General features: G+C 61.9%; 20 protein-coding genes. 5 read left to right on the forward strand and 15 right to left on the reverse strand.

Annotation, left to right across the window (positions count from 1 at the left end; genetic code table 11):
- Positions 1 to 3: 3 nt before the first annotated feature.
- Genes PSH87_RS14175 through PSH87_RS14185 form a run of 3 tightly spaced genes read left to right on the forward strand, consistent with a single transcriptional unit; the run spans position 4 to position 2,893 of the window.
- Positions 4 to 396, forward strand: coding sequence for a hypothetical protein (locus tag PSH87_RS14175; protein ID WP_305429860.1), 393 nt, complete (start codon positions 4 to 6; stop codon positions 394 to 396).
- 48 nt (positions 397 to 444) lie between these two features.
- Complete coding sequence (locus PSH87_RS14180; protein ID WP_305429861.1) at positions 445 to 1,926, forward strand: AAA family ATPase; 1,482 nt, start codon at positions 445 to 447, stop codon at positions 1,924 to 1,926.
- The gene (locus PSH87_RS14185) at positions 1,916 to 2,893 is read left to right on the forward strand and encodes a hypothetical protein (RefSeq protein WP_305429862.1); all 978 of its coding nucleotides are present in this window, start codon (positions 1,916 to 1,918) and stop codon (positions 2,891 to 2,893) included. Before PSH87_RS14180 ends, PSH87_RS14185 begins: the two co-directional genes overlap by 11 nt.
- 125 nt (positions 2,894 to 3,018) lie before the next feature.
- Here PSH87_RS14185 and PSH87_RS14190 read toward each other — a convergent pair whose 3' ends face one another.
- The 9 genes from PSH87_RS14190 to PSH87_RS14230 form a co-directional block, all read right to left on the reverse strand.
- Positions 3,019 to 4,437, reverse strand: a complete 1,419-nt coding sequence (locus PSH87_RS14190; RefSeq protein WP_305429863.1) for an aldehyde dehydrogenase family protein — start codon at positions 4,435 to 4,437, stop codon at positions 3,019 to 3,021.
- Between the two features lie 14 nt (positions 4,438 to 4,451).
- Positions 4,452 to 5,759, reverse strand: a complete 1,308-nt coding sequence (locus PSH87_RS14195) for an aminotransferase class III-fold pyridoxal phosphate-dependent enzyme (protein WP_305429865.1) — start codon at positions 5,757 to 5,759, stop codon at positions 4,452 to 4,454.
- Positions 5,756 to 7,273 carry a serine hydrolase gene (locus tag PSH87_RS14200; protein ID WP_305429866.1) on the reverse strand — a complete coding sequence of 506 codons (1,518 nt, stop codon included), beginning with the start codon at positions 7,271 to 7,273 and terminating at the stop codon, positions 5,756 to 5,758. Before PSH87_RS14200 ends, PSH87_RS14195 begins: the two co-directional genes overlap by 4 nt.
- Before the next feature lie 67 nt (positions 7,274 to 7,340).
- A complete protein-coding gene (locus PSH87_RS14205) occupies positions 7,341 to 8,621 on the reverse strand; it encodes an OprD family porin (protein WP_305429867.1) in 1,281 nt (426 codons plus the stop codon).
- Positions 8,622 to 8,749: 128 nt separating this feature from the next.
- Positions 8,750 to 10,381: an ABC transporter ATP-binding protein gene (locus PSH87_RS14210; protein WP_305429868.1), complete on the reverse strand. Its 1,632-nt coding sequence runs from the start codon at positions 10,379 to 10,381 to the stop codon at positions 8,750 to 8,752.
- Between the two features lie 2 nt (positions 10,382 to 10,383).
- Positions 10,384 to 11,253 carry an ABC transporter permease gene (locus PSH87_RS14215; RefSeq protein WP_207042974.1) on the reverse strand — a complete coding sequence of 290 codons (870 nt, stop codon included), beginning with the start codon at positions 11,251 to 11,253 and terminating at the stop codon, positions 10,384 to 10,386.
- Complete coding sequence (locus PSH87_RS14220; RefSeq protein ID WP_207042973.1) at positions 11,250 to 12,191, reverse strand: ABC transporter permease; 942 nt, start codon at positions 12,189 to 12,191, stop codon at positions 11,250 to 11,252. The genes PSH87_RS14215 and PSH87_RS14220 overlap by 4 nt, the downstream gene beginning before the upstream one ends.
- An 11-nt stretch (positions 12,192 to 12,202) precedes the next feature.
- Positions 12,203 to 13,771 (reverse strand): ABC transporter substrate-binding protein, encoded by a 1,569-nt coding sequence (locus PSH87_RS14225; protein WP_305429871.1) that lies wholly within the window; start codon positions 13,769 to 13,771, stop codon positions 12,203 to 12,205.
- 126 nt (positions 13,772 to 13,897) lie between these two features.
- Positions 13,898 to 14,764, reverse strand: coding sequence for a hydrolase (locus PSH87_RS14230; RefSeq protein ID WP_017734260.1), 867 nt, complete (start codon positions 14,762 to 14,764; stop codon positions 13,898 to 13,900).
- A 131-nt stretch (positions 14,765 to 14,895) separates the two neighbouring features.
- Between PSH87_RS14230 and PSH87_RS14235 the strand changes: the two genes are divergently transcribed.
- Positions 14,896 to 15,774, forward strand: a complete 879-nt coding sequence (locus tag PSH87_RS14235; RefSeq protein ID WP_017734261.1) for a LysR family transcriptional regulator — start codon at positions 14,896 to 14,898, stop codon at positions 15,772 to 15,774.
- Between the two features lie 9 nt (positions 15,775 to 15,783).
- Here the strand turns inward: PSH87_RS14235 and PSH87_RS14240 are convergent, their stop codons facing one another.
- Positions 15,784 to 16,218 (reverse strand): hypothetical protein, encoded by a 435-nt coding sequence (locus PSH87_RS14240; RefSeq protein WP_305429872.1) that lies wholly within the window; start codon positions 16,216 to 16,218, stop codon positions 15,784 to 15,786.
- A 137-nt stretch (positions 16,219 to 16,355) separates the two neighbouring features.
- Between PSH87_RS14240 and PSH87_RS14245 the strand changes: the two genes are divergently transcribed.
- The gene (locus PSH87_RS14245; protein WP_305429874.1) at positions 16,356 to 16,634 is read left to right on the forward strand and encodes a hypothetical protein; all 279 of its coding nucleotides are present in this window, start codon (positions 16,356 to 16,358) and stop codon (positions 16,632 to 16,634) included.
- Here PSH87_RS14245 and PSH87_RS14250 read toward each other — a convergent pair whose 3' ends face one another.
- From PSH87_RS14250 to PSH87_RS14270, 5 genes are all read right to left on the reverse strand, one after another.
- A complete protein-coding gene (locus PSH87_RS14250) occupies positions 16,635 to 17,006 on the reverse strand; it encodes a hypothetical protein (RefSeq protein ID WP_305429876.1) in 372 nt (123 codons plus the stop codon).
- 11 nt (positions 17,007 to 17,017) lie between these two features.
- On the reverse strand, positions 17,018 to 17,416 hold the full coding sequence (locus PSH87_RS14255) for a hypothetical protein (protein WP_017734265.1): 399 nt from the start codon (positions 17,414 to 17,416) through the stop codon (positions 17,018 to 17,020).
- Between the two features lie 63 nt (positions 17,417 to 17,479).
- Positions 17,480 to 18,865 carry an efflux transporter outer membrane subunit gene (locus tag PSH87_RS14260; protein WP_305429878.1) on the reverse strand — a complete coding sequence of 462 codons (1,386 nt, stop codon included), beginning with the start codon at positions 18,863 to 18,865 and terminating at the stop codon, positions 17,480 to 17,482.
- Complete coding sequence (locus PSH87_RS14265; RefSeq protein ID WP_305429880.1) at positions 18,862 to 21,978, reverse strand: efflux RND transporter permease subunit; 3,117 nt, start codon at positions 21,976 to 21,978, stop codon at positions 18,862 to 18,864. Before PSH87_RS14265 ends, PSH87_RS14260 begins: the two co-directional genes overlap by 4 nt.
- 2 nt (positions 21,979 to 21,980) lie before the next feature.
- Complete coding sequence (locus PSH87_RS14270) at positions 21,981 to 23,150, reverse strand: efflux RND transporter periplasmic adaptor subunit (protein ID WP_017734268.1); 1,170 nt, start codon at positions 23,148 to 23,150, stop codon at positions 21,981 to 21,983.
- Between the last annotated feature and the right edge of the window lie 81 nt (positions 23,151 to 23,231).

Here is a 23,231-nt window from a genome sequence, read left to right on the forward strand (position 1 = left end):
CTTATGGATGCCCTCGGCAAGGTCAAATCCCGCCCATTGCTGAACGTATTTCTGGCGTTGGCCTTTTCGACATTCATGGAAGGCGGCGGGCCACTGAAAGATCCGTTTTCCGTTGCCAGCCTGCTGTTGCCGGTCTTTTTGATGATTGCCAGTGTGTTGGTGCTCTCCTGGGTGCTCTGTGTAAACTACCTGAACAGCCGTCTTGCCGACCACGATCACTTCAGTTGGGGACCTTACCTTGGGGGCGTGGTATTGGCGTTCTGCCTGTGCGTGGCGTTCTGGTATGTGTCGACGTTTCCCGACCCGTTCAACCTGAAAATGCTCGGCAATGTCGAATTTATTCGGATGTTCACCCTGTACCTGTTTGCAATCGAAACGATCAACATCAAACGTTGAAAAAACCAACTCTCGTCTTTAAGTGCGACAAATGGACTTGGCAAACACATGATCAACACCATTATATCCTCACGCAAAACATTGACACTGCGTAACAACTCAACAAACCTATTCGATATTGATTCAATCTCTTTGCTCATTGGCCGAAACGGCACCGGCAAGACAAAAACACTGCAAGAGATTGCGCGCGTCTTTAGTCCCGGTCGTCGTCAGCTTTCCCTCGATGAGCCTTGCAAGTTGATTCTGGATAGCGATCGCCTTGCAACCCCGGAGCAACTGTCTGAATGGGGTGTTGTGTATTATACGCCTGCTCAGCTCAGACCCGACCTGCGTAGCACGCCGAATTGCATCAATGCCTCAAAGCGGCCAGTGGAAAATTACAACAACCTGGATCGCTACTCAAATATCCTGGAAGCGTTCGGCCTGAGTATAGAGTTGACCGCAACGTTGAGGGCCGAATATAAAAAGACGGCTCGGTTGCTCGCAGAAGCATTAGCCAAAAATCGGAAATTTAGAACCGCAGATGCCGTCAATGCATTCGACTTCGACAATCTGGATACGCGCAAACGAGCGTTTGAGGGCCTCTCCGAATTTGAGGCCAGCCAGTCTGAATACGACAAAGCCGAAGGTCATTACACCGATGCGCTTCAAGCACTGACTGAACTGATACAACATAAGATCCTCGAAAGCGCAGAAGACGTCAGGGTGTTTGCCTGCATAGCCGTTGTCACTCAATATGTGGAAAAGCGTAAAATCAACATCAGCCTGGTCATCGGGATGATCGCAAGGTTTTTAGAACTTAGATTTCTGCCCTCGCTGCACATGGATGCCAAAGAAGCAGAAATGCGGCAACTCGCAGAGTTCACCTACCATCACATCTACCAACTGGGGTTTGAAAAAACACCAGGCGGCAGCAACCACGTTCAACTCTACAGCCGAATATTGTCGTCCCCTCAGGATCGTGAAAACCTCGAACTGCTTCCACTCGCTAAGATCTGCCGACTGGACTACCCAAGTATCAGCTCTGGTCAGTGGGCGATCATGCAGCAGACCATTGCCATCTACGAATCTTTAAAAACACTCGCTGAACGTGGCAAGCGCAAATTGCTGGTACTGCTAGATGAGGGCGATGCGTTTCTTCATTTGGAATGGCAGCGCCAGTACGTTTTCCAGATCAACACGTTCTTGAGTCAGTGCAAAAGGGAGCTTGGCATCGAATGCCTGCAACTCATCCTGGCGACGCACTCGCCTTTTCTGGCAACAGACATACCACGCGAGTTCGTAGAGACGTTTGACAGTGACATACCACCGCCCTCTTTCGGCGCGCCCATGCAGTTGATTCTTAACCGTTCCTTCGGTGCTCGCTCCATGGGCGAGTTTGCAATAAGGGAAATCAACAAAACACTTGATCATGCCTCACAGGGACTCGTCACGGAGCGCGACCGCTACATAAAAGGCATCATTGAAGACCCTGTTATCACGCGTGAGATTGACTATCTGTTGAATAAGGCAGGCCAACATGCTGATTAACATTTCAGATGTCTGGGCCTCAGCAAGAGCGAGCCATAATCTTTACCTCGAGGGCCTGATTGATGACGGCCTGGCGTCACTTGGCCCGTCTGCGCTCGACCAACGAATCAAACTTTTTCTGGAATTCCTGAAAATCCACCTGACCGCCAAAAACATTTATGGCTTAAACAGCGCGATAAGCTATCACCAGAAACTGCAACGAAAAATATCACGACACGAGCGAATCAAAGTCAATGACTTTCTTGTAGAACTTTTCGACTACAAGGCATTTAGCAGGAGAAAGCTTCGCGACTGGTCAGCCTATAAGCTGTGCCGTAGCAGCAACTACAGGGTCTGCCCCTACTGCCACTACTCTCTCATGCTCGTCACGGAGGAGAAGAAAGGCGGGATAAGGCCGGACCTGGATCATTGGTACCCACAGCATCTTTATCCGTACCTGGCCCTGGCACTTAACAATCTTGTTCCTAGTTGCTTAATCTGCAACTCGCGCCTTAAAGGGTCAGCAGACATGCACATCAACCCCCACCTTCATCCGTTCCTGGACAGCGAATCGCTGCATTTCCGGTGCGAGAAACCAGGCAGTAGCATCGTCGACATCATTACGAATTTCGAGAACGTGAAAGATCAACTGTCCGTACGGATAGACTTCAATGGCGCTTGCCAGAAATCAACAAACACACTGACGTTGTTTCAATTGCGCGAACGATATGCGCTGCTCTCCCCTGACGGTGCAAAGTTCGTCGGCAGGAAAACCTATAGCGATGGCCTGGAGGACTGGTTTCAAGCGCATTTAATGGGGCCTTTGCATCAAACACCGCCAGTCCCTCAACTGAAGGATCGGGCGAAGGAAATTCGTCAGTTGGGCTTTGATCGTCAGGACTACAAAAACGAAGTATTCGGAAAGATGTATGCAGATCTCTACGATCAGTACGACAGAACGTCCCTGCTGAACAATCCTTACCCTTGAATTTGAATCGAGAGGAGAGGTCATCTGCACGGCCTGCACATGAGTCCATCCAATCCGGTCGCCTGCCTGATTGGATGGAACGCGACGAGCGGAGTTAGCCGGTTGAATACGCCCCCTGGTTGCCGCTAATACCCAAACAGCGACTTGCTCTCCAGGTACTCGTCAAACCCGAACTCCCCCCATTCACGGCCATTGCCAGACTGTTTGTAACCGCCAAACGGTGCCGCCTGATCGGCCCGTGCACCATTGAGATGGACCATGCCCGTGCGCAATTGCCGCGCCACCTGGCGAGCGCGTTCGAGACTCAAGGAGGTGACGTAGCCCGACAAGCCATAGGGGCTGTCATTGGCGATGGCAATCGCTTCGGCTTCGCTGTCGTACGGCATGATCGCCAGCACCGGGCCGAACACTTCTTCTCGCGCCACGGGCATGTCCGGCGTGACCTCGGCAAATACCGTCGGTTTTACGTAGTAACCGCGTGCAACACCCTCGGGCCGTCCCACCCCTCCTGCGACCAACAGTGCCCCCTCGGCGATGGCTGCGGCGATCATCGCCTGGACCCGTTCAAACTGCATGACGTTTGCCACCGGGCCAATGGCCGTGAGCGGGTTGCTGTCGTCATGACACACCTGGGCCAGCACTTCCTGGGCAATCTCGATCACCGCCGCTTGCTGCTGACGCGGCACCAGCAGGCGCGTCGGTGCATTGCACGACTGGCCGCTGTTGCGCATACACCCCAACACCGCGTGGCGTACCGCACTCGGCAGGTACGCATCGTCAAGGAGGATATTCGCCGACTTGCCGCCCAATTCCTGGGACACGCGCTTCACCGTGTCCGCCGCCGCCTTGGCCACCGCGACGCCTGCGCGGGTCGAGCCGGTGAAGGACACCATGTCCACGTCAGCATGACTGGCCAGCGCCGCGCCCACGCCGGGGCCGTCGCCATGGACCAGGTTGAACACCCCCTTCGGCACCCCGGCCTCGTGCAGCACTTGCGCGATGATCTGCGCAGACAGCGGCGCCCGCTCACTGGGCTTGAGCACCACCGTGCAACCCACCGCCAGCGCAGGCGCCAGCTTGCAGGTCAGTTGGTTGAGCGGCCAGTTCCACGGCGTGATCAGCGCGCACACGCCAATCGGCTCGCGCACCACCAGCGTGTTGCCCAGGCGCCGTTCGAAACGGTAGTCGCGCAACACGTCCAGCGCCTGCACCAGATGGCCGAGGCCCGCCGGCACATGGGCGCTGCGGGCCAGGGACAGCGGTGCGCCCATCTCCAGGTGCACCGCTTCGATCAAGGCCTCGCTGTGGCGCTTGTACGCGTCGATGATGCCTTGCAGCAGGTCGATGCGCGTCTGCAACGACGTCGCGGCGAACCCCGCAAAGGCCCGCCTGGCGGCACTGACGGCACGGTCCACATCCTCGCCGTCGCCGAGCATCACGCGGCCGATCACCTGCTCGGTGGACGGGTTCACCACTGCTTCGACGCTGCTGCCGTGGGGTTTGACCCAGGCGCCGTCGATGTAGCACTCAAACAGATCCGACATGCCACGCACTCCCTTCATGCCACGTGATTCAAGGCGCCCGCCAAGGTGTCGAACACCTGGGCGATCTCCTGCGGGCTGATCACCAGCGGCGGCGAAATCACGATGGTGTCGCCCGAGCCGCGCACCAGCACGCCGTTATCGAAGCACCATTGCGCGACCTCGCTGCCACGTGCGCCAGCCGCACCGGGGCGCGGTTCCAGTTCGACGGCGCAGAGCAGGCCGAGGGTGCGCACGTCCAGCACCGGGCCCACCCCGCGCAACGCCAGCGCCGCGGCCTGCCAAATCCCGCTGACGGCGTTGACGTGTTGATTGATACCCAGCTCGCGATGCACCTCGATGGTCGCCAACCCGGCCGCACACGCCAGCGGATGCGCCGAATAGGTGTAGCCATGCATCAGTTCGATCACATTGACGGGGCCCGCCATGAAGGCTTCATACACCGCCGCGCTGACCAGCACGCCGCCCATGGGCACGGCGCCGTTGGTCAGGCCTTTGGCGGTGGTGATCAAGTCCGGGGTGACGCCAAAGGCTTGCGCGGCAAAGCTGTCGCCGACGCGGCCAAAGCCGGTGATCACTTCGTCGAAAATCAGCAGCACACCGTGGCGCGTGCAGATCTCCCGCAAGCGCTGCAAGTAACCCTGGGGCGGCGGGTACACGCCACCGGAACCGGTCACCGGCTCGACGATCACGGCGGCTACAGTGCTGGGGTCCTGGATGTCGAGCAACTGCGTCAGCGCATCGGCATAACTCGCGCCGTGTTCAGGCTGGCCGGCGCTGAAACGCATGCTCGCGTCGTATGGCAGCGGCAGGTGCGACACCTCCCCCAGCAACGGGCCAAAGTCACGTTTCTGCCGGCCGATGCCGGACACCGACAGCCCACCGAAGCCCATGCCGTGATAACCCTTGGCCCGGCCGATCAGCTTGGTCCGGCGGCAATCGCCGCGCGCCTGGTGATACGCCCGGGCGATCTTCAATGCGGTGTCCACCGCCTCGGAACCCGAGTTGGTGAAGAACACCTGCGCCATCCCGGCCGGGCTGATCTCGATCAACCGCTCGGCCATCTCCAGCGCTTGCGGGTGGCTCATCTTGAAGGACGAGACAAAGTCCAGGCGCCCCGCCGCTTCGCGAATGGCTTCGACGATCTTCGGCTGGCCATGCCCGGCATTCACGCACCACAGCCCGGCCATCGCATCCAGCACGCGGCGCCCATCGGTGGTGGTGTAGTGCATGCCGTCGGCACTGGCGAACATCATCGGTTGCTGCTGGAACTGACGCATCGGGGTGAACGGCGCCCAGAAGGCCGGGTTGGAAATAGTGCTCATAACGACTCCTGCAAAACGGTGGTCTGATGGCCGATCAGCGTCGGGCGCTGCAACGGGCCGGCGTTAACATTGACGCGGCGGTCCACCAACAAGGTGCCGCCTTCGATCCGGCACGTGACCTGGTCACAAAACGCCGTCTCGACAAACTGCCAGGTCATGTTCAGCACGCCGTCTTCACGCCAGCGCGCCTGCGCCACGACGGGGGTGAGTTCCGGCTGATATTGGTGATGCAGATAGTGGCCGGTCATGCCTGTCTGGCTTTCGATGGCATCGACCAGCCCGGCACGGATGCAATGGGTGCCACGGGGGTCGGTGAGGAAGAAGTCGCAATAGTCAGGGCCGAACGCCAGGCGCACTTGGCTGACCTGGTCTTCATTGGCCTGCATCACGAACGTGCCGTTGAACTCGGCCTGACGTGGCGAGCGCGACGCTCCCGGCAGGGACGGCCGCCGCTGGTTGGCCAGCAGTCGCGCCAATTCGGCGTCCGCCGCGCCATCGCTGGGCACGCCCAGCGCGGGCAACAAGTGTTCCCAAAGCAGGCTGTGCAAGCGCCGCTCGCCCAGGGGCAAGCCCGCAGTAAAGGCGATCACCGCGTTGTGCCGGGGCAAGACGATGCACTGCTGGCCGAACACACCGGAGGCGTAATAACCGCCGTGCAAGGTCATCCACCACTGGTAGCCGTAGCCCTCGCGGCGCGTGATCGCGGCGTCGCTGGATTCATCGCGGCCCAGGTAGCGCTTGCCATCGAAGGCGCCCATCCACACATCATCGACGTGCCCACGGGTGGCTTCGGCCACCCACTCTGCGGACAACAACTGCTGCCCTTGCCATTGACCTTGCTGCAAATGCAGCACGCCAAACTTGAGCAAATCTTCGGTGCTGCAACTCAAACCATTGCCACCGGTGTTGAAGCCGCCAGGGGCGAGGTCCCACTCAATCGGGCCCATGCCCATGGGTTGGAAAATCCGCGTGTTGCACAGCGCAAATGCGGTCTCGCCGCTGACCACACTGACGATGGCCGAGAGCATGAAACTCGACGCGCTGCTGTAGATAAACCGATGCCCAGGCGCGTCTTCCACCGGTTCATTGAGGAACAACTGGACCCAGCTGTCACTGCGCCCACGCCAGGCGCCGCCGGAGATGCCTTGGCGGTGCCCGGTGCGCATGGTCAGCAGATCACGCACGGTCATGGCCGCCAGATTGGCGCTGATGGCGGCCGGGCAATCGGCGGGGAAAAACTCCACCACCTTGGCGTCCAGCGACAGTACACCGTCATCCACCAACAGCCCGACGGCCATGGCCACCCAGCTTTTGGTCGCCGAATGCTGGACGTGCAGGCGCTCGGCGCGATACGGCGCCCAAAACGCCTCGGCCACCACCGCGCCGTCGCGGTAGAGCATGAAACTGTGCAATTCCAGGCCCGCAGCGTTCACCGCTTCGATGAAATCACTGACGCCCCGCGCCGATACACGTTGTTGGCTGGGCAGTGCCCGGCGCAACGGCAAACTTGTCATTTGATCTATCCCTTAATGTGCACTGCTTGGGCGTGCAACAGGCTGACCCTGTTGCACGCCATGACGGCTACCAGAGCGCCACGGTGTAACCCAGGATCAGTCGGTTTTCGTTGGTGTCACGGGCGAAGTTGCTGGTGGCGCTGGCGTTCTGCCAACGCAGTGACACATCCTTGAACGTGCCGCTCTGCACCACGTAGCCCAGGCTCAAGTCACGCTCCCACTCACGCCCTTCGCCGTTGAAGCCGATGACCTTGGCGTTGTCGCCCTTGGCGTAACGCGTCGAGAACAACAAGCCCGGCAGGCCCAGCGAGGCAAAGTCATAGTCGTAGCGGGCATGCCACACGCGCTCGCCGGTCTGGGAGAAGTTGGCCAGTTGGTACTCGGTGAACAGGTAGGTGTTGGTGCCGTCCACGTAGGTGAACGGTGTCGAACCGTACTGCGCCTGGTAACCGCCGCTGAGGTTGTGGCCGTACAGGCTGTAGCCGATGCGCGTACTCAACGCACGGTTATCCACCTTGCCGGCCAGGGCGGCGGCGTCTTCGCTGGCGTTGAAGTAGCGGATGTCGGTCTTGAAGGTGCCGGGGCCCCACTTGAAGCTGTTTTTCACCCCCAGGTAGTGCTGCTGGTAGAGGCTTTCCAGTTGTGCGTATTGATAGGTCAGCGCGGTGTTCGGCGTGAGCTTGTACTCGCCGCCGGCGTAGCGGAATTCGTCGCTTTTCGCGCTGCTTTTGTAGGCGCCGTACTGGCTGGTGAGGCCCATGTCTTCGTAGTGCGTGGAGTCACGCTGCTTGACCTGGTCCAGTTGGCCGGCGCTCAGGGTCAGGTTGTCGATGTCCTTGGACGTGATGGCCGTGCCGCTGAAGCTCTGCGGGAACAGGCGGCTGAGGTTGGGTTGCAGGGTCGGCAGGTCGGGCACCATGTAGCCCACGCGCAGCTCGCTTTTGGCCAGGCGCGCCTTGCCGGTGATCCCCAATTTCGAGTAGTTGTCGTGGGCGCGGCGGGCATAGCTCGGTGAGCCCGGTTCGGCCACGCTGGAACGTGCGAGCAGGCCGGTGCCGGAGTTGTCCGGGCTGGAATCGAGCTTCACGCCAAGCATGCCGACCGCGTCCAGGCCAAACCCCACCGTGCCTTCGGTAAACCCCGATTCGACGTTGAGGATAAAACCCTGCGCCCATTCGGCACGCTTGTTCTGCCCGCTGTCTTCGCGGTAATCACGGTTGAAGTAATAGTTCTTCAATTCCAGCGCGGCCTTGCTGTCGGCGATGAAGTCAGCGTGGGCCAGCAAGGGCATGAAACCGGCGCCCATGACGCTGGCTCCGGTGACGACTTTAGTGATGCGGTTGTTCATGTGCAGGTTCCTGGCAGACAGGTTGAGTGGGGTTGTTTTTGTTTTCTTCGGCCATGGCTTCGCCCGCCTCGCCAATCAGCGACCGACGAGGGATGGGGTGCAACGTATGGCCTGGGGTGCAGCAGTACCTAAATCACACTGGCGCGCAGGCGATAACTGCCATCCGCACGTTTCTCCAAGGGGCTAGCCGCCGCCAGCAAGCGGCGGGTGTACGGGTGTTGCGGGCTGTCGAAGATCTCATCGCGGGGGCCCATTTCCACGACCTCGCCCTGGTTCATCACTGCCACCCGATGGGCAATACGCTCCACCGCCGAGAGGTCGTGGGAGATAAACAGGCAAGCAAAGCCGTATTGGCGTTGCAGGCGCTCGAACAGTTCGAGGATCTGCTTCTGGATGGTCATGTCCAACGCCGAAATCGGCTCGTCGGCGATCACCAGCTTGGGCCGCCGCACCAACGCCCGGCCAATCGCCACGCGCTGGCGTTGACCGCCCGAGAGTTGGTGGGCGAAGCGCTCGCGGAACTGCTCGGGCAAGCCCACGTCCACCAGGGTGTCGGTGACGCGCTGACGCTTTTGCGCGGCGCTCAGGGCCGGCTCATGGCGCAGCGGTTCGGCGAGGATCTGGCCGACGGTCATGCGCGGGTCGAGGGACGAATACGGGTCCTGGAAAATCATCTGGCATTGCAGGCGATGCACGCGGTTGGCGGCCTTGAGGATATCCACGCCCTGGAACAGGATCGCCCCGGCGCACGGGTTGACCAAGCCGACCACAGCGCGCCCGAGGGTGGTCTTGCCCGAGCCGCTGCCACCGACCAACGCCAGGGTTTCACCGGGGGCGATGCTCAGGTTCACCGAATGCACCACGCGTTTAGGCACGCTGCGCCCCCAGAAACTGCGCGGGCCCGGATGTTCGATACATACATCGCGCACCTGCAACAACGCCGCTTCCGCCGCCGGCAAGGGCACCAACTCGCCGCGCCGGGGCAACGCTTCGAGCAACTGGCGGGTGTATTCGGCCTTGGGCGCAAAGAGGATATCTTCGATGCGCCCCTGCTCCACCGCCTTGCCCGCGCGCATCACCACCACTTTGTGGGCATAACGCGCCACCAGCGACAGGTCGTGGCTGATAAACAGAATCGCCGTGCCTTGCTCGCGGGTCAGCTCCAGCATCAGCTCGATCACGTCCAGTTGGGCCAGGCAGTCCAGCGCGGTGGTCGGCTCGTCGGCGATCAGCAGCGCCGGGCGCAGCAGCATCACCGAGGCGAGCATGATGCGTTGGCGCATGCCGCCGGAAAACTGGTGCGGGTAAGACGCCAGGCACTTTTCCGCGTCCTTGATGCCGATGCGTTGCAGCATGGCGATGCAGCGCTCGCGGATCGTCGGGGCGTCCAGCGCGGTGTGCAGCTTGAGCGCCTCGCTCATCTGCCGGCCAATGGTCAGCGCCGGGTTGAGGGAGACCATCGGCTCCTGGAACACCATGCCGATCCGCGCGCCACGCACCTCCCGCATGGCTTTGGCGTTGTTGCTGTCCAGCGGTTCGCCCTGGAAGGTGATGCGCCCGCCGCACACTTGCATCGGCGCGGGCAGCAAGCCAATGGCGGCGCGGGCGGCCATGGTCTTGCCGCTGCCGGACTCACCCACCAAGGCGACGATTTCACCGGGAGCCAGGGTAAAACTGAAATCATCGACGGCCAGCGGGCCGTCCACGCCGACGCGAATCTGTAGATTTTCAACGGCCAACAAAGGCACGGGTACGCTCATGCTCATTTCCTCATGCGCGGGTCGAGACGATCGCGCAAGGCATCGCCGAACAGATTGATCGCCAGCAACGTCAGGCTGATAAAGATGCCCGGGAAGATCCCCAGCCACGGCGCGTTGGAGATATAGGTGCGGCTCGCCGAAAGCATGCTGCCCCAGGTCGCGGCCGGTGGTGGTACGCCGAGGCCGAGGAAGCTCAGCGCGCTCTCCGACAGCAGCGCCCAGCCGAACATGCTGGTGGCCAGCACACACAACGGTGCCAGGCAGTTGGGCGTGATGTGGCGGAACATGGTGTACAGCTCGGAGTTGCCGATCACCCGCGACGCCTCGATAAACTCCAGCTCACGCAACGACAGCACGCTGCCGCGCACCACCCGCACCACCGACGGCGTGTAGGCAATACCGAGGGCGAGCACGATGCCGTACTGGCTGGCCCCGACAATCGCCATGATGCCCAGGGCCATAAGGATGCCGGGGAATGCGAGCAATGCGTCGTTGAGCATCATCAGGATGCGATCGGTCCAGCCGCGCAGGTAGCCGGCGAGCATGCCGATCAGCGTGCCGCAGACCACTGCCACGCTGACCGACAGCAGGCTGATCCACAGGCTGGTGCGCGCACCGATGATCAAGCGGCTGAACACATCCCGGCCAAATTCATCGGTGCCCAGCCAGTGCGCGGCATCTGGTGCGTGCAGGCGTGAGAGCAGGTCGAGCTTGAGCGGGTCGTACGGTGTCCACACCACGCCGAGCAGGGCCAGCAACACCAGAGCTGCGAGCAAGCCGCCGCCAATCAGGGCGTTCAGCGGTGGGTAGCGCCGACGGCGGCGCGGCGCGATTGCCGTTACGCCGGGCAAGGCAGGCGTCTTCAGGTTCATAGCTTCACCCTTGGATCGAACAGCGGATACAGCAGGTCCACCAACAGGTTGACCAACACATAGATGCAGGTGATCAGCAACAGGCACCCCTGCAACACCGGGTAGTCGCGGGAGAAGATCGCGTCGACCATCAGCCGGCCGATGCCGGGCAAGGTGAACACGGTTTCCAGCACCGCAATGCCGCCGAGCAGGTTGCCGAGGATCAGGCCGATCAGGGTCCAGGTCGGCGCGAAGGCGTTGCGCAAGGCGTGTTTCCACAGCACCGCGCCTTCGGACAAACCCTTGGCCCGCGCATGGGCGATGTATTCCAGGCGCAGCACTTCAATGGTGCTGGCCCGGGCCATGCGGGCAATCGCGCCGAACTCCACCAGGGTCAGGGTGACAATCGGCAGTACCACGTAGGTCAGCGCCTTCATCGGATCAGTGCCAAAGCCGACATAACCAATCACCGGCAACCAGCCCAGTTGAATGCCGAACACATACAGCAGCAACAGGCCCAACCAGAAGCTCGGCACCGACAGCAACAGCGTCGCCGTCGCCACCAGGCCGAGGTCCATCGCGCTGTTTTGCTTCCAGGCCGCGAGCAAGCCCACCGGCACCGCCAGCAACGTCGCCAGCAATACCGCCACCAGCACCACCGTGGCGCTGACGCTGAAGCGCTCCACCAGCAGATCCAGGACCGGCTGGCGGCTGCTGATGGACACCCCGAGGTCGCCACTGAGCACCGACTTGATCCAGATCAGGTACTGGGTCACCACCGAGTGGTCCAGCCCCAGGCTGCTGCGCATGTCGGCCAGGCTTTGCGGATCGGCCATGTCGCCGAGCATCAGCAAGGCCGGGTCGCCGGGGATCAGGCGGATCAAGGCAAACACAATCACCGAGATCAGCAACAGGGTCGGCACCGCCATGCCGAGCCTGTGTGAGATGAATCGAAACATAGCGCTACGCCTTACTTGGAAGTGTCGGCCAGCTTCACGCCCCACAGGCGCGGCTTGGCAACAGGCCAGGAACGGTAACCTTCAACACGCTTGCCCATGGCGCCGATGGCGGTGCCGTTGTAGATGACCACCATCGGTACATCCTTGAGCATCAGCGTGTGCAGTTGGTCGAACAGCGGCCGGCGCTTGGCGGGGTCGACTTCGCGCTGGGCCTCACGCAGGATCGCCAGGGCCTGGGGGTTGTCCCAGACTTTGCGTGGTTCCTTGTCCTTGTCGCCGATCACCGATTCGTAGCTTTGCGCAGCATCGAAACGCCCCGAGTAAGAGAACGCCATCATCTGGTAGCTGCCGGTCTGGTAGCGCTCCAGCTGCGTGCCCCACTCCAGGGTTTCCATTTCGATGTTCACGCCGGCTGCCTGGACCATGGCTTGGCTGAGCAGGCCGAGGTCAAACATCTGCGGGTAGCGCTTGTTGACCAGCATGCGGATTTTTTCACCGCGGTAGCCGGCCTCTTTCAGCAGGCGCCGGGCCTCGTCGAGGTTGTAGGTGTAGCCCTGGTGCGCCGTGGCGTCGTAATAAGGGCTGGCGGTGGGGATCACCGAGTTGTTGACCACCGACAAACCATCGGACAACGCCGCGACCATCTGCGCGTAATCCAGGGACAACGCCACCGCACGGCGGATGCGCACATCCTTGAGCAACGGGTCGCGGGTCTGGAACAGCAGGCCGCTGATGGTCATGATCGGGCTGACTTGCACCTGCAGGTTCTTCACCTGCTTGAGTTGCGCGGCGTCCATCGCCGTGACGTCCGGCAGCAGGTCAACGCCACCCGACAGCAATGCGGCCTTGGCCGAGGCGGAATCGGGGATTACTTCAAAGCGCACCTTGTCGACAAACGCCTGTTTGTTGCCGGTGTAGCCGTCTGCCGTGGCCTCGGCCCGTGGGCTGTAGTCCTTGAAGCGGTCAAGTTCGACGTACTGGCCCTTCTGCCATTTGCCCAGGGTGAACGGCCCGGTGCCAATCGGCGCGCGCCAGCTGCCATCGGCAGCCAGGGAGTCCGGGTGCAGGATGCCGCTGCCGGCACAGTCCGGGCGGGCCATGGCGGCGAGGAACAAGCCGTTGGCCTGGTCCAGGGTGAACACCACGGTGTTGGCGTCGGGGGCGGCGACATCGACGATCTTGGCCGCGCCGCGCCCATCGAACTCCGCCAGGCAACGCCACTGGGTCTTGGGGTCGAGGTAACGCTGCCAGGTCCATTGCACGTCCTTGGCGGTCAGCACCTGGCCGTTCTGGAAGTGCACGCCGTCGCGCAGGGTGAAGGTGTAGCGCAAGCCATCCGGCGACACGTCGACCGTACTGGCGAGCATCGGCGCGATGCTGGTGTCTTCGCGGTAGGCCACCAGGCCTTCGACGATGTGCATCATCACCGCGTCGGTATTGTCATCGCGGTTGACGCCCGGGTCGGTGCTGCGGATATCACCGTTGAGGCCGACGCTGATGACCTTGTCCTGGGCGACGGCCATGGACAATGTGCACGCCGATAGCGCGACGGCCAGTGCCGTCTTTACGTAGTTGTTCACGGGAGAAAGACTCCTTGAAGAAATGTTCCGGTCGTTGGCGTGGGCCAAGGCAGGACCGGCATCAGAATGAGTGAATCCTTGGTTATTGTTATACGGTCTGTTCTGAGTGCAGCGTGAAGCGGTGAATCAGCCCAGGCTGCGCTTGTGGCGCAAGACCTTGGCGAAAAAGTCCTGGGCCGCCGGCATGGCCTTGACGCCCTGGTGCGCGACGTTGGGCAACAGGTCGAACTGCACCTGTACGCCCGCGGCTTCAAAACTGGCCTGCAAGCTGGCCAGGCGTTCCGGGCGCGTACGCCCCGCTCCGTTGGCCCCGGCCATGTAGTGTTTGCTGCCTTCGCGGTGGGTGATTTCCCAGGTTTCCAGGTCGGCATCACCGACCACCATATGCACCGGCAACCGCTGCAAGGCCGGAAGGTTCAGCGGCTTGCCAAAGCGCGTCGCGAAATCGCGCACGCCGACCCACCAGTCCTGGTCGGCATCGAGCAAGGTCACCGAGCCCGGCGCGCCGATGGAAGCAGCCCAGAGTTTTTCCGGGTGCAGGTAGCAAAAGCGATGGGTGAATTGCCCGCCACCGGAATAACCGAACAGCGCGAACGTATCGAAGCGCCGGCCGTAACGCTCGCCGACGTTGGCGATCATGTCGAGCAGGATCTGGTCGTAGCGGATATCGCCCTCGACCATCTGCTTGTAGCCATCGCCATTGCCATCCCCCAGCACACCGACCGGGAACAGGGGCGACAGGATCACACAATCGTTCCAGCGGCCAAACTCCGCGAAACCGTTGCGGTAGACCTCCATGGCGCGGGTCGAGCCGTGCAGCGACACCACCAGGTCGATGGGCCGGCTGGCGTCTTCGATGGTTTCAGGCACGTAGAGGGTGTAGGCAAAACGGCTGTCCTGGGCGTGGGAATACACCGTGGTCGCGCCGAGGTGGTAGACGTTCTTGGCAGCGCGCACGGCTGCGTCTTCAGGGCTGGTATCTGCATTGCTCATGGGGTTCATTCGCCGAGTCAGTTCGGATTTGAGTATTGGCCGGGCGCTATAAAAAGAAAAACTAATTAAACTTTAGCCTGAGTAAACAAAACCTTTACGATGCAGCCACACCCACGACCACGGGCCCGCCCATGAGCAGCATTCGCTTCTTCAAGACCTTTATCGCCGTCGCCGAGTACGGCAGCTTTGCCGCTGCCGCCGACCGCGTGGCCCTCACCAATGCCGCCGTTGGCCAGCAAATGCGCGCCCTCGAAGAGGAAATGCGCCGCCCGCTGTTCGACCGCAGCCAGCGGCAGATCAAGCTCAGCCGCGATGGCGTGCTGTTGCTGCCCAAGGCCAAGCGCCTGCTGGCGGACTACGAGCAAATGATCGCCGAAGCGCCCGACGGCGAGGCCATGGAAGGTGAAGTGTCGATTGGCGGGATTACCTCGGGCATGGGCCTGCTCGCCAATTGCCTAGTGCAACTGAAAAAGCTGCACCCGCGCATCTCGGTGAACCTGATGACGGCGCGTTCCGACGAAGTGGTCAACCTGGTCCACGCCGCCAAGCTCGACGCCGCCTTGCTGATCGAGACGGCGCGGCAGAACTTCGACGGCCTGAGTTGGACCCTGCTCTACAACGAACCCATCGTGATGCTCGCCAATGCCACGCAGACTGCCGGGATCAACGACGCGGTGGAGTTGCTGCGCACCCAGCCGTTCATTCGTTACGACCGCTCCACCGCCGTGGGCCGCAAGGTGCAGTCGATCATCAAGAGTGAGTCGGTGGAGCCGCTGGAGATCCTGGAGCTGAACTCGATCATCGGCATTGCCGATCTGGTGCGCCAGCAAGTCGGCGTGGCCATCGTGCCGTTGCTGAAGAACTTTGACTGGCACAAAGACCCCAGCCTGCGCGTACTGCCGCTGCCGGGCGACCTGGCGGTACGGCGGGTGGGGATTCTGGAGCAAGGCACGAAAAGTGCGATTACCGGGGAGATTCGCAAGCTGCTGATGGCTGCCGTGGCGAAGTGAAGCGTGATATCAGGCCGTGGTGCTGACCAGCGTGCCCGAGGTGTCGCCGCCCTCGGCAGTGACTGCCTGCAACAACGCTGCGGTGGCGGTCTGCAAGGCCGCTGAGGTGGCACTCACCTGGGATTGCGCCGCTGCAACCGCTGCCAACTTGGCCTCTTCGCTCTGCTTGCTGGACTGGGCTTTCTGCACCGCTTGCTGCTGTTCTTGCAGTTGTTTTTGCAGTTCTTCGATCTGTTTTTTCAGGGCCTTGACGGTATCGGACTCTTCCGAGGTCGAGGTGGTTGCCGCGCCTGCGCCGCCGGCTTTTTTGCTGTCGGTGCCGGCGCTGGTGGTGCTGGAGGCTTCGGTGGTCGTGGTGTCAGTCGCCGTGGTGTCAGCAGTACTGGCACTGCTCGCAGCGGGTGTCGTTATTGCGCTGGGTGTACTGGCGATAGTGACGTTCATGGGCTGTTCTCGATGGCGATTGGCGAACTTTATACGCCGCGTAGCCATCATTACGCCAGCTTCGCCGGGGTAAACTTGGTATCAAAAAAGCTATAATATGCCGCGCTCGGTTACATACCCCAAGGAAGAAACACCAGATGAGCACGACCGCTTACTGGCTGCGCCTCGTGGCCTCGCTCCCGGTATATCTCCTGTCCATCATGATGTGGATTCAAACCCCAAGGACGATTGCCGACGCCGTACGCCTGTGGCGCCGGGGCTACTTGACCTCTTACGAGCAAGGCCTGGCGATCGGTTACATCATCGGCGGCGTGCTGGTGGCGGCGGTGGCCTATGGCATCTGGCGCATGGCGCGCTACCTGCGCACGGGCTACTTCAAGAAGCAGCCCAAACCTGCGCCCACGCCGTGGCCGTGATCAGGGTGCTTTGCTTGATGGTTTTGAGGTAATCATCCCGAAGCAGCGCATCTCCATCTGCTTGCCGTATTTCTCAATGACCGCCATGCGGGCTTCCTTGGTGCTTTCAATCGGGTAGTCCTGGACCTGACGCATAAACACAGTGCGTATGCTTTTTTCCATATCAGAGGTGCCGCTCCCCTGCCAAGGCGGTTCGGTGTTTTCCTGCCGGGCCATCATGGCCGCAATGCCATCAGCCTCCCAAGTACGGCAGTACTCGCGCTCCTGCTGGGTCATGATGATCTTGTCGCCCTCGCTGTGCCACGCCCAGGCGCCGGAACTCGCGAACACGGCGCTCAGCGCCAAGGCATGGGTGAACAACCTGCGCAGCATAGTGTGATCCCTCACGGCTTGACGACCGAGGCACTTTTCCCCGTCTCGATGTCACGAATGTCGTAACTCCATTGGTTCAACGACGAAAAACCATACAGCCCATACGTGCGCCCCGGGGCCAACTCCACGGTCAGCGGAACCAGTGCCGTGTGCGTCTGCGCGGTGATGAACTTGCGCACCTGCAGGGTATGGACGCCAGCCCCCACGCGGTATTCGCTCTGGCGGCTCAGCCAGTACAGGGTCTGTTCCCCGTCGATCTTGACGATCGTCAGCGACTTATCGAACTGCTGGATCGTCACGACTTGCTCGGCAGGCTTGCCTTTCGCGCTGTCGTGTTCGTAATGGATACAACCGGTCAGGGCCAGGCTCGCCGCGAACAGCGCGCCACTCTTTTGCAAGTTTGCCAGCATCGTCTCATTCCCTTGAAAAAGGCCATGATCCTAGTGGCATTCCTACAAGGGATCAACGCAGGCTTACTGCCACCCTCCCCCCATGACCTTGTACAACGTCACCCGATTGCTCTGTTCGGCCAGGCGCAAGGTGATCAGGTCCTGTTCGGCGCTGTACAGCGAGCGCTGTGAATCCAGGGCCTCGAGGTAGCTTTGCGAACCGGCGCGATAGAGTGCATCGGACAAGTCGAAACTTTTCTGGCTGGCCTCGGTAAACGCCTGCTGCGCGGCCAGGCGCTGGTCCAGGGTGCTGCGCACCGCCAGCGCGTCGGCGACTTCCTTGAACGCAGTTTGCAGGGTTTGTTGATAGGTCTGCACCTGGATCTCCTTCTCGACCTTGGCCGCATCCAGTGTGGCGCGGTTACTGCCGGCATCGAAAATCGGCAGGCTGATACTCGGCGCAAACGTCCAGGCGCCACTGCCGGCCTTGAACAACCCGGACAAGGCCGCGCTGGCAGAGCCCGCATTGGCCGTCAGGCTGATGGTGGGAAAAAACGCCGCCCGCGCCGCGCCAATGTCGATATTCGCCGATTGCAGGCTGTGCTCCGCCGCCAGCACATCCGGCCGACGCTGCAACAGGCTTGACGGCAATTCAGCTGGCACTTGCACCAGCGCTGCCGCAGACTCCAGGCGCGTACCCGGCAGCAGCGTGTCGGGGATGTCGCTGCCGACCAGCAGGCGCAACGCGTTGCGGTCTTGCAGGATCTGGCTCTGATACTCCGCCACATCGCCGCGCGCCGACTCCACCGTGGTTTGCGCCTGGGCCACCGCCAGTGCGGCAGAACCGCCGAGGGCGTGGCTGCGTTGGGTCAGTTCATAAGTGGCCTGCTGGCTGGTCAAGGTGTCCTGGGCGAGCTGCAAGCGCTCGTTGTCGGCGGCCAACGTCAACCACGCGGTTGCCACTTCGGCGACCAGGCTGATCTGCGTACTGCGCCGGGTTTCGGTCAGCGCCAGATAGGCTTGCAGGGCTTCATCCTGAAGATTCTGCACACGGCCAAACACATCCACTTCATAACTGCTCAACCCCAATTGCGCGCTGTAGTCATGGCTGGTGGACGCCACGCCGCTGCTCGACAGCGAGCCCGGCGTGCGGCTGTGAGTGCCGCTGACGCCCGCATCGATGCTCGGCAACGCCGCCGCACGCTGAATGCGGTATTGCGCCTGGGCCTTTTCGATATTCAGGCTGGCCAGGCGCAGGTCGCGGTTGTTGGCCAGGGCCAGGGTCTGCAATCGGGCCAGGCGGCTGTCGGTAAAGAACGGCTGCCACTGGATATCCGCCGCGACATCACCGTTGACGCCGGCTTGCCATTGCGCGGGGATCGGGGCTTCGGGCCGCTCATACGTCGGCGCCAGATTGACGCAACCATTCAGCGCGAGGACGGCCAGCAAGGGCCAGTGAAACTTGATCATGCGTCACCTGTATTGGCAGATGGGGTCGACACGCGACCGAAACGGCGGCGGATCATCACGAAGAACAGCGGGACAAAAAAGATCCCCAACAATGTGGCGCTGAACATGCCGCCCAACACGCCCGTGCCAATGGCCTGCCGCCCAGCGGAACCTGCGCCGGTGCTCAGGGCCAGGGGCACCACGCCAAACATAAACGCCAGGGAGGTCATCAGGATCGGCCGCAGGCGTTGGCGCACGGCGATCAACGTCGCCTCGCGCAGGCTCCTGCCCTGCTCATGCAGGTGCTTGGCAAACTCGACGATGAGGATCGCGTTCTTCGCCGCCAGGCCCACGGTGGTCAACAGCCCGACCTGGAAGTACACGTCATTGCTCAGGCCGCTGACCTTGGTCGCCAACACGGCGCCAACCACCCCCAGCGGCACCACCAGGATCACCGAAAACGGCACCGACCAACTCTCGTACAACGCCGCCAGGCAGAGGAATACAAACAGCACCGAGACCGCGTACAGCAACGGCGCCTGCGAACCGGACAACCGCAACTGGTACGACTGCCCCGTCCACTCATAACCGATGCCCGCCGGCAGTTGCCTGACGATGGCTTCCACTGCATCCATCGCCGCGCCGGAGCTCACGCCAGGCGCCGGGTCCCCCACCACTTCCAGGGACGTGTTGCCGTTGTAGCGTTCCAACAGCGGCGAACCGTAGCTCCACGCGCTGCTGGCGAAGGACGAAAACGGCACCATCTCGCCCAGGCTGTTGCGCACGAACCAGTGGCTCAGGTCCGCCGCCTGCATGCGCGATTCGGCGGCGCCCTGCACATACACCTTTTTCACGCGGCCCTGGTTGAGGAAGTCATTCACGTAGCTGCCACCCAACGCCGTGGACAAGGTCGTGTTGATATCGCTGGTGCTCAGGCTCAAGGCCCCGGCCTTGCGGTCGTCGATCGTCACCTTGAGCTGCGGTGTATCGTCCAGGCCGTTGGCGCGCACCCCGAGCAAGCGCGGGTCTTGCTTGGCCAGTTGGATAAATTGCTCGCGGGCCGCCACCAAGGCCTCGTGGCCGAGGCCACCAAGGTCCTTGAGCTGCAAATCGAACCCCGAACTCTGGCCCAGGCCGCGCACCGCCGGTGGTTGCATGACGAACACGTCGGCATCGCCGATGCTTTGCAACGCCAGTGTCGCCCGCTGGGCAATCGAGGCCGCGTCCTGGCCGCTCGCCGAGCGTTCACTCCAGTCCTTGAGGCGGATAAACGCGCGCGCGGTGTTCTGGCTGTTGCCGCCCATGCCCAGGCCGGTGATGCTGATCATCGCCTCGACCTCTGGCTGCTTGAGGAGATAGTCCTCGAACTGCGTCATCACCGCCTGGGTACGGCTGTCGGTGGCGCCCACCGGCAATTGGATCTGCGCCATCAGGGTGCCCTGGTCCTCGTCCGGCAAAAACGAGGTAGGCAGGCTCGCATACCCCGCCGCCATCGCCGCCACCACCACCGCGTAGATCAACAAACTGCGGCGCCCGCGTTGCAACACGCCGCCTACCAGGCGTTCATAGGCGAGGGAGCTGCGCTCGAAACTGCGGTTGAACCAGCCGAAGAAACCGCCCTGGGTATGGCTGGGTTTGAGCAGCGTGGCGCACAACGCCGGGGTCAGGGTCATTGCCACCAGCACCGACAGCACCATGGCCGAGACAATGGTCACGGAAAACTGCCGGTAGATAATCCCCGTCGAGCCGCCAAAAAACGCCATGGGGATAAACACCGCGCTCAGCACCAGCGCGATGCCCACCAGGGCGCTGGTGATTTCCGCCATCGACTTGCGCGTGGCCTCCAGGGGCGACAATCCTTCTTCGCTCATCACCCGCTCGACGTTTTCCACCACCACGATCGCATCGTCCACCAACAGGCCGATGGCCAAGACCATGGCGAACATGGTCAGGGTGTTGATCGAGTAGCCAAACAGGGCGAGCACGCCAAAGGTGCCGAGCAGCACCACCGGCACGGTAATCGCCGGAATCAGCGTGGCGCGAAAGTTCTGCAGAAACAGGAACATGATCAGCACCACCAGCACGATGGCCTCGCCGAGGGACTTGACCACTTCCTCGATGGACAGGCTCACGAACGGCGTGGTGTCGTAGGCGATCACGTTTTTCAGCTGCATTTCAGTGGGGTAGAACGGCTCCATTTCCGCCAGCCTGGCCTTGACCGCCTCACCCACGCTCAGCGCATTCGCACCGGCCGCCAGTTGCACGCCCATGGCGGATGCGGGCTTGCCGTTGAGCGCCGAGGTGATGTCATAGCTCTCACTGCCCAGTTCCACCGTGGCCACATCGCCCAGCAGCACCAGCGCGCCGTCGCTGCTGGACTTGACTACCACATTGCGAAATTCCTCGGCGGTTTGCAGCTTGCTGCGCGCGGTGATGGTGGCGTTGAGTTGCTGGCCTTTCACCGCCGGTAACGCACCAAGCTGCCCTGCAGAGACTTCGGTGTTCTGCGCTTCGAGGGCGCTGCTCACGTCGGACGGCATCAGCGCGTATTTTTCCAGCAGTGCCGGGTCCAGCCAGATGCGCATGGCGTAGCCCGAGCCGAGGGTTTGCACCTCGCCCACGCCGTCGAGGCGGCTGATGGAATCGAGCAAGGTGCTGGAAATGTAATCACCGATCTGCGTGCCGGTGACACTGGGGTTGTCCGAGGCCAGCGCGGCGATCATCAGGAAGTCCGAGCCGCCCTTGGTCACCGTCAAGCCTTCGCTTTGCACCGACTGCGGCAAGCGCGATTCGGCCTGTTGCAGCTTGTTCTGCACCTGCATTTGCGCCACGTCCGGGTCGGTGCCGGCGCCAAAGGTCAGGTTGATGCTGGCGCTGCCCGCCGAGCTGCTGGAGGACGACATATAGGTCAGGTTGTCGAGGCCGGTGAGGGCCTGCTCGATGACCTGGGTCACCGAGTCTTCGACGGTCTTGGCCGACGCGCCGGTGTAGGTCGCGGAGATGCGCACCGTCGGCGGCGCGATGTCGGGGTATTGCTCCAGCGGCAACTGGCTGATGGACAGCGCACCGCCGAGCATGATCACGATGGCAATGACCCAGGCAAAAATCGGTCGATCAATAAAAAAACGCGCCATGCTCAACCCTCCTGCGCCAGTGCGGCGGCAGCGGCGGCTTTGGTCTGCACCACGGCGCCGACGCGGACTTTTTGCCCACCTTCGACGATCACCTGGTCACCGGCCTGCAACCCGGCCGTCACCCACCATTGATTGCCCACCGCACGGTCGACCGTGAGCACCCGTTGCTCGACCTTGCCCTCCACCACCAGCAACACCGAGGTCACGCCGCTGGCGCTGCGGCTTACGGCCTGTTGCGGGATCAGGATCGCCTGTTTGTCGCGGGCCTGTTCCAGCACGCCGCGCACGTACATGCCCGGCAACAGCAGGTGCTCGGGGTTGGCGAACACCGCACGCAAGGTCACGGTGCCGGTGCTCTGGTTGACGCTGACGCCGCTGAACGTCAGGCGGCCTTCGTGGTTGTAGGTGCTGCCGTCATCCAGCTTGAGGCTGATGCGCGCTTCGCCATTGGCGTTGGCTTGCAACACGCCGCTGGCCAGGTCGCGCTTCAGGCCGAGCAACTCGGTGGTGGATTGCACGACATCGACGTACAGCGGGTCGAGTTGCTGCACGGTGGTCAGGGCCGTGTCCTGGTTGGCCACGACCAGTGCGCCGGGGGTGACGGTGGAGGTTTCGATGCGCCCACCCACCGGCGAGCTGATGCGCGTGTAGCCAAGGTTGATGCGCGCGGTGGCCACGTCGGCTTCGGCCACTTGCACGTCGGCGGTCGCGGTCAGCAGCGTGGCTTGGGAGTCTTCGTGGGTTTGCTGGCTGATGGCGTCGATCTTCACCAGTTGCGCGTTGCGCGTGGCGGTGGTCTGCGCCGACTTGAGGCTGGCGCGCGCCTTGCTCAACGTGGCCTCGGCCTGGGTCAGCGCTGCCTTATAGGGCGCGGCATCCAGCTGGTACAGCGCTTGCCCGGCCTTGACCTCGGCGCCTTCGACAAACAGGCGCTGCTGCACGATGCCGCCGACCTGCGGGCGGATCTCGGCGACCATAAAGGCCTGGGTGCGCCCGGCCAGTTCCGTGGTCAGCACCTGGGCTTTCGGTTGTACGGTAAGCACCGTGACCTCTGGCGTGACAGCCTGCGGCGCCGGGTCGCCGGCCGAACAGCCGCCGAGCACCGCAAGAATAATCAGGGAAAGGACAACGGCGGCGGTTACCAGGTATTTGGCGAAGAATTTGGTCGACATATCTGCCTCTGCAAGACGGGGTGGCGCAAGCCTTACCCTTATGCTGCGAGGCAAATGTGCAGGAAAATTGAAGATTGCCCG

Source organism: Pseudomonas sp. FP453, assembly GCF_030687495.1.
Taxonomy (GTDB): domain Bacteria; phylum Pseudomonadota; class Gammaproteobacteria; order Pseudomonadales; family Pseudomonadaceae; genus Aquipseudomonas.

Bases quoted from the DNA above. Each gene is read 5' to 3' on its own strand.
- PSH87_RS14270 (WP_017734268.1), bottom strand. From the start codon at position 23,150: ATGTCGACCAAATTCTTCGCCAAATACCTGGTAACCGCCGCCGTTGTC.
- PSH87_RS14210 (WP_305429868.1), bottom strand. From the start codon at position 10,381: ATGAGCGTACCCGTGCCTTTGTTGGCCGTTGAAAATCTACAGATTCGC.
- PSH87_RS14250 (WP_305429876.1), bottom strand. From the start codon at position 17,006: ATGCTGCGCAGGTTGTTCACCCATGCCTTGGCGCTGAGCGCCGTGTTC.
- PSH87_RS14240 (WP_305429872.1), bottom strand. From the start codon at position 16,218: ATGAACGTCACTATCGCCAGTACACCCAGCGCAATAACGACACCCGCT.
- PSH87_RS14260 (WP_305429878.1), bottom strand. From the start codon at position 18,865: ATGATCAAGTTTCACTGGCCCTTGCTGGCCGTCCTCGCGCTGAATGGT.
- PSH87_RS14230 (WP_017734260.1), bottom strand. From the start codon at position 14,764: ATGAGCAATGCAGATACCAGCCCTGAAGACGCAGCCGTGCGCGCTGCC.
- PSH87_RS14215 (WP_207042974.1), bottom strand. From the start codon at position 11,253: ATGAACCTGAAGACGCCTGCCTTGCCCGGCGTAACGGCAATCGCGCCG.
- PSH87_RS14255 (WP_017734265.1), bottom strand. From the start codon at position 17,416: ATGCTGGCAAACTTGCAAAAGAGTGGCGCGCTGTTCGCGGCGAGCCTG.
- PSH87_RS14175 (WP_305429860.1), top strand. From the start codon at position 4: ATGGATGCCCTCGGCAAGGTCAAATCCCGCCCATTGCTGAACGTATTT.
- PSH87_RS14245 (WP_305429874.1), top strand. From the start codon at position 16,356: ATGAGCACGACCGCTTACTGGCTGCGCCTCGTGGCCTCGCTCCCGGTA.
- PSH87_RS14220 (WP_207042973.1), bottom strand. From the start codon at position 12,191: ATGTTTCGATTCATCTCACACAGGCTCGGCATGGCGGTGCCGACCCTG.
- PSH87_RS14185 (WP_305429862.1), top strand. From the start codon at position 1,916: ATGCTGATTAACATTTCAGATGTCTGGGCCTCAGCAAGAGCGAGCCAT.
- PSH87_RS14180 (WP_305429861.1), top strand. From the start codon at position 445: ATGATCAACACCATTATATCCTCACGCAAAACATTGACACTGCGTAAC.
- PSH87_RS14205 (WP_305429867.1), bottom strand. From the start codon at position 8,621: ATGAACAACCGCATCACTAAAGTCGTCACCGGAGCCAGCGTCATGGGC.
- PSH87_RS14190 (WP_305429863.1), bottom strand. From the start codon at position 4,437: ATGTCGGATCTGTTTGAGTGCTACATCGACGGCGCCTGGGTCAAACCC.
- PSH87_RS14200 (WP_305429866.1), bottom strand. From the start codon at position 7,273: ATGACAAGTTTGCCGTTGCGCCGGGCACTGCCCAGCCAACAACGTGTA.
- PSH87_RS14195 (WP_305429865.1), bottom strand. From the start codon at position 5,759: ATGAGCACTATTTCCAACCCGGCCTTCTGGGCGCCGTTCACCCCGATG.
- PSH87_RS14265 (WP_305429880.1), bottom strand. From the start codon at position 21,978: ATGGCGCGTTTTTTTATTGATCGACCGATTTTTGCCTGGGTCATTGCC.
- PSH87_RS14235 (WP_017734261.1), top strand. From the start codon at position 14,896: ATGAGCAGCATTCGCTTCTTCAAGACCTTTATCGCCGTCGCCGAGTAC.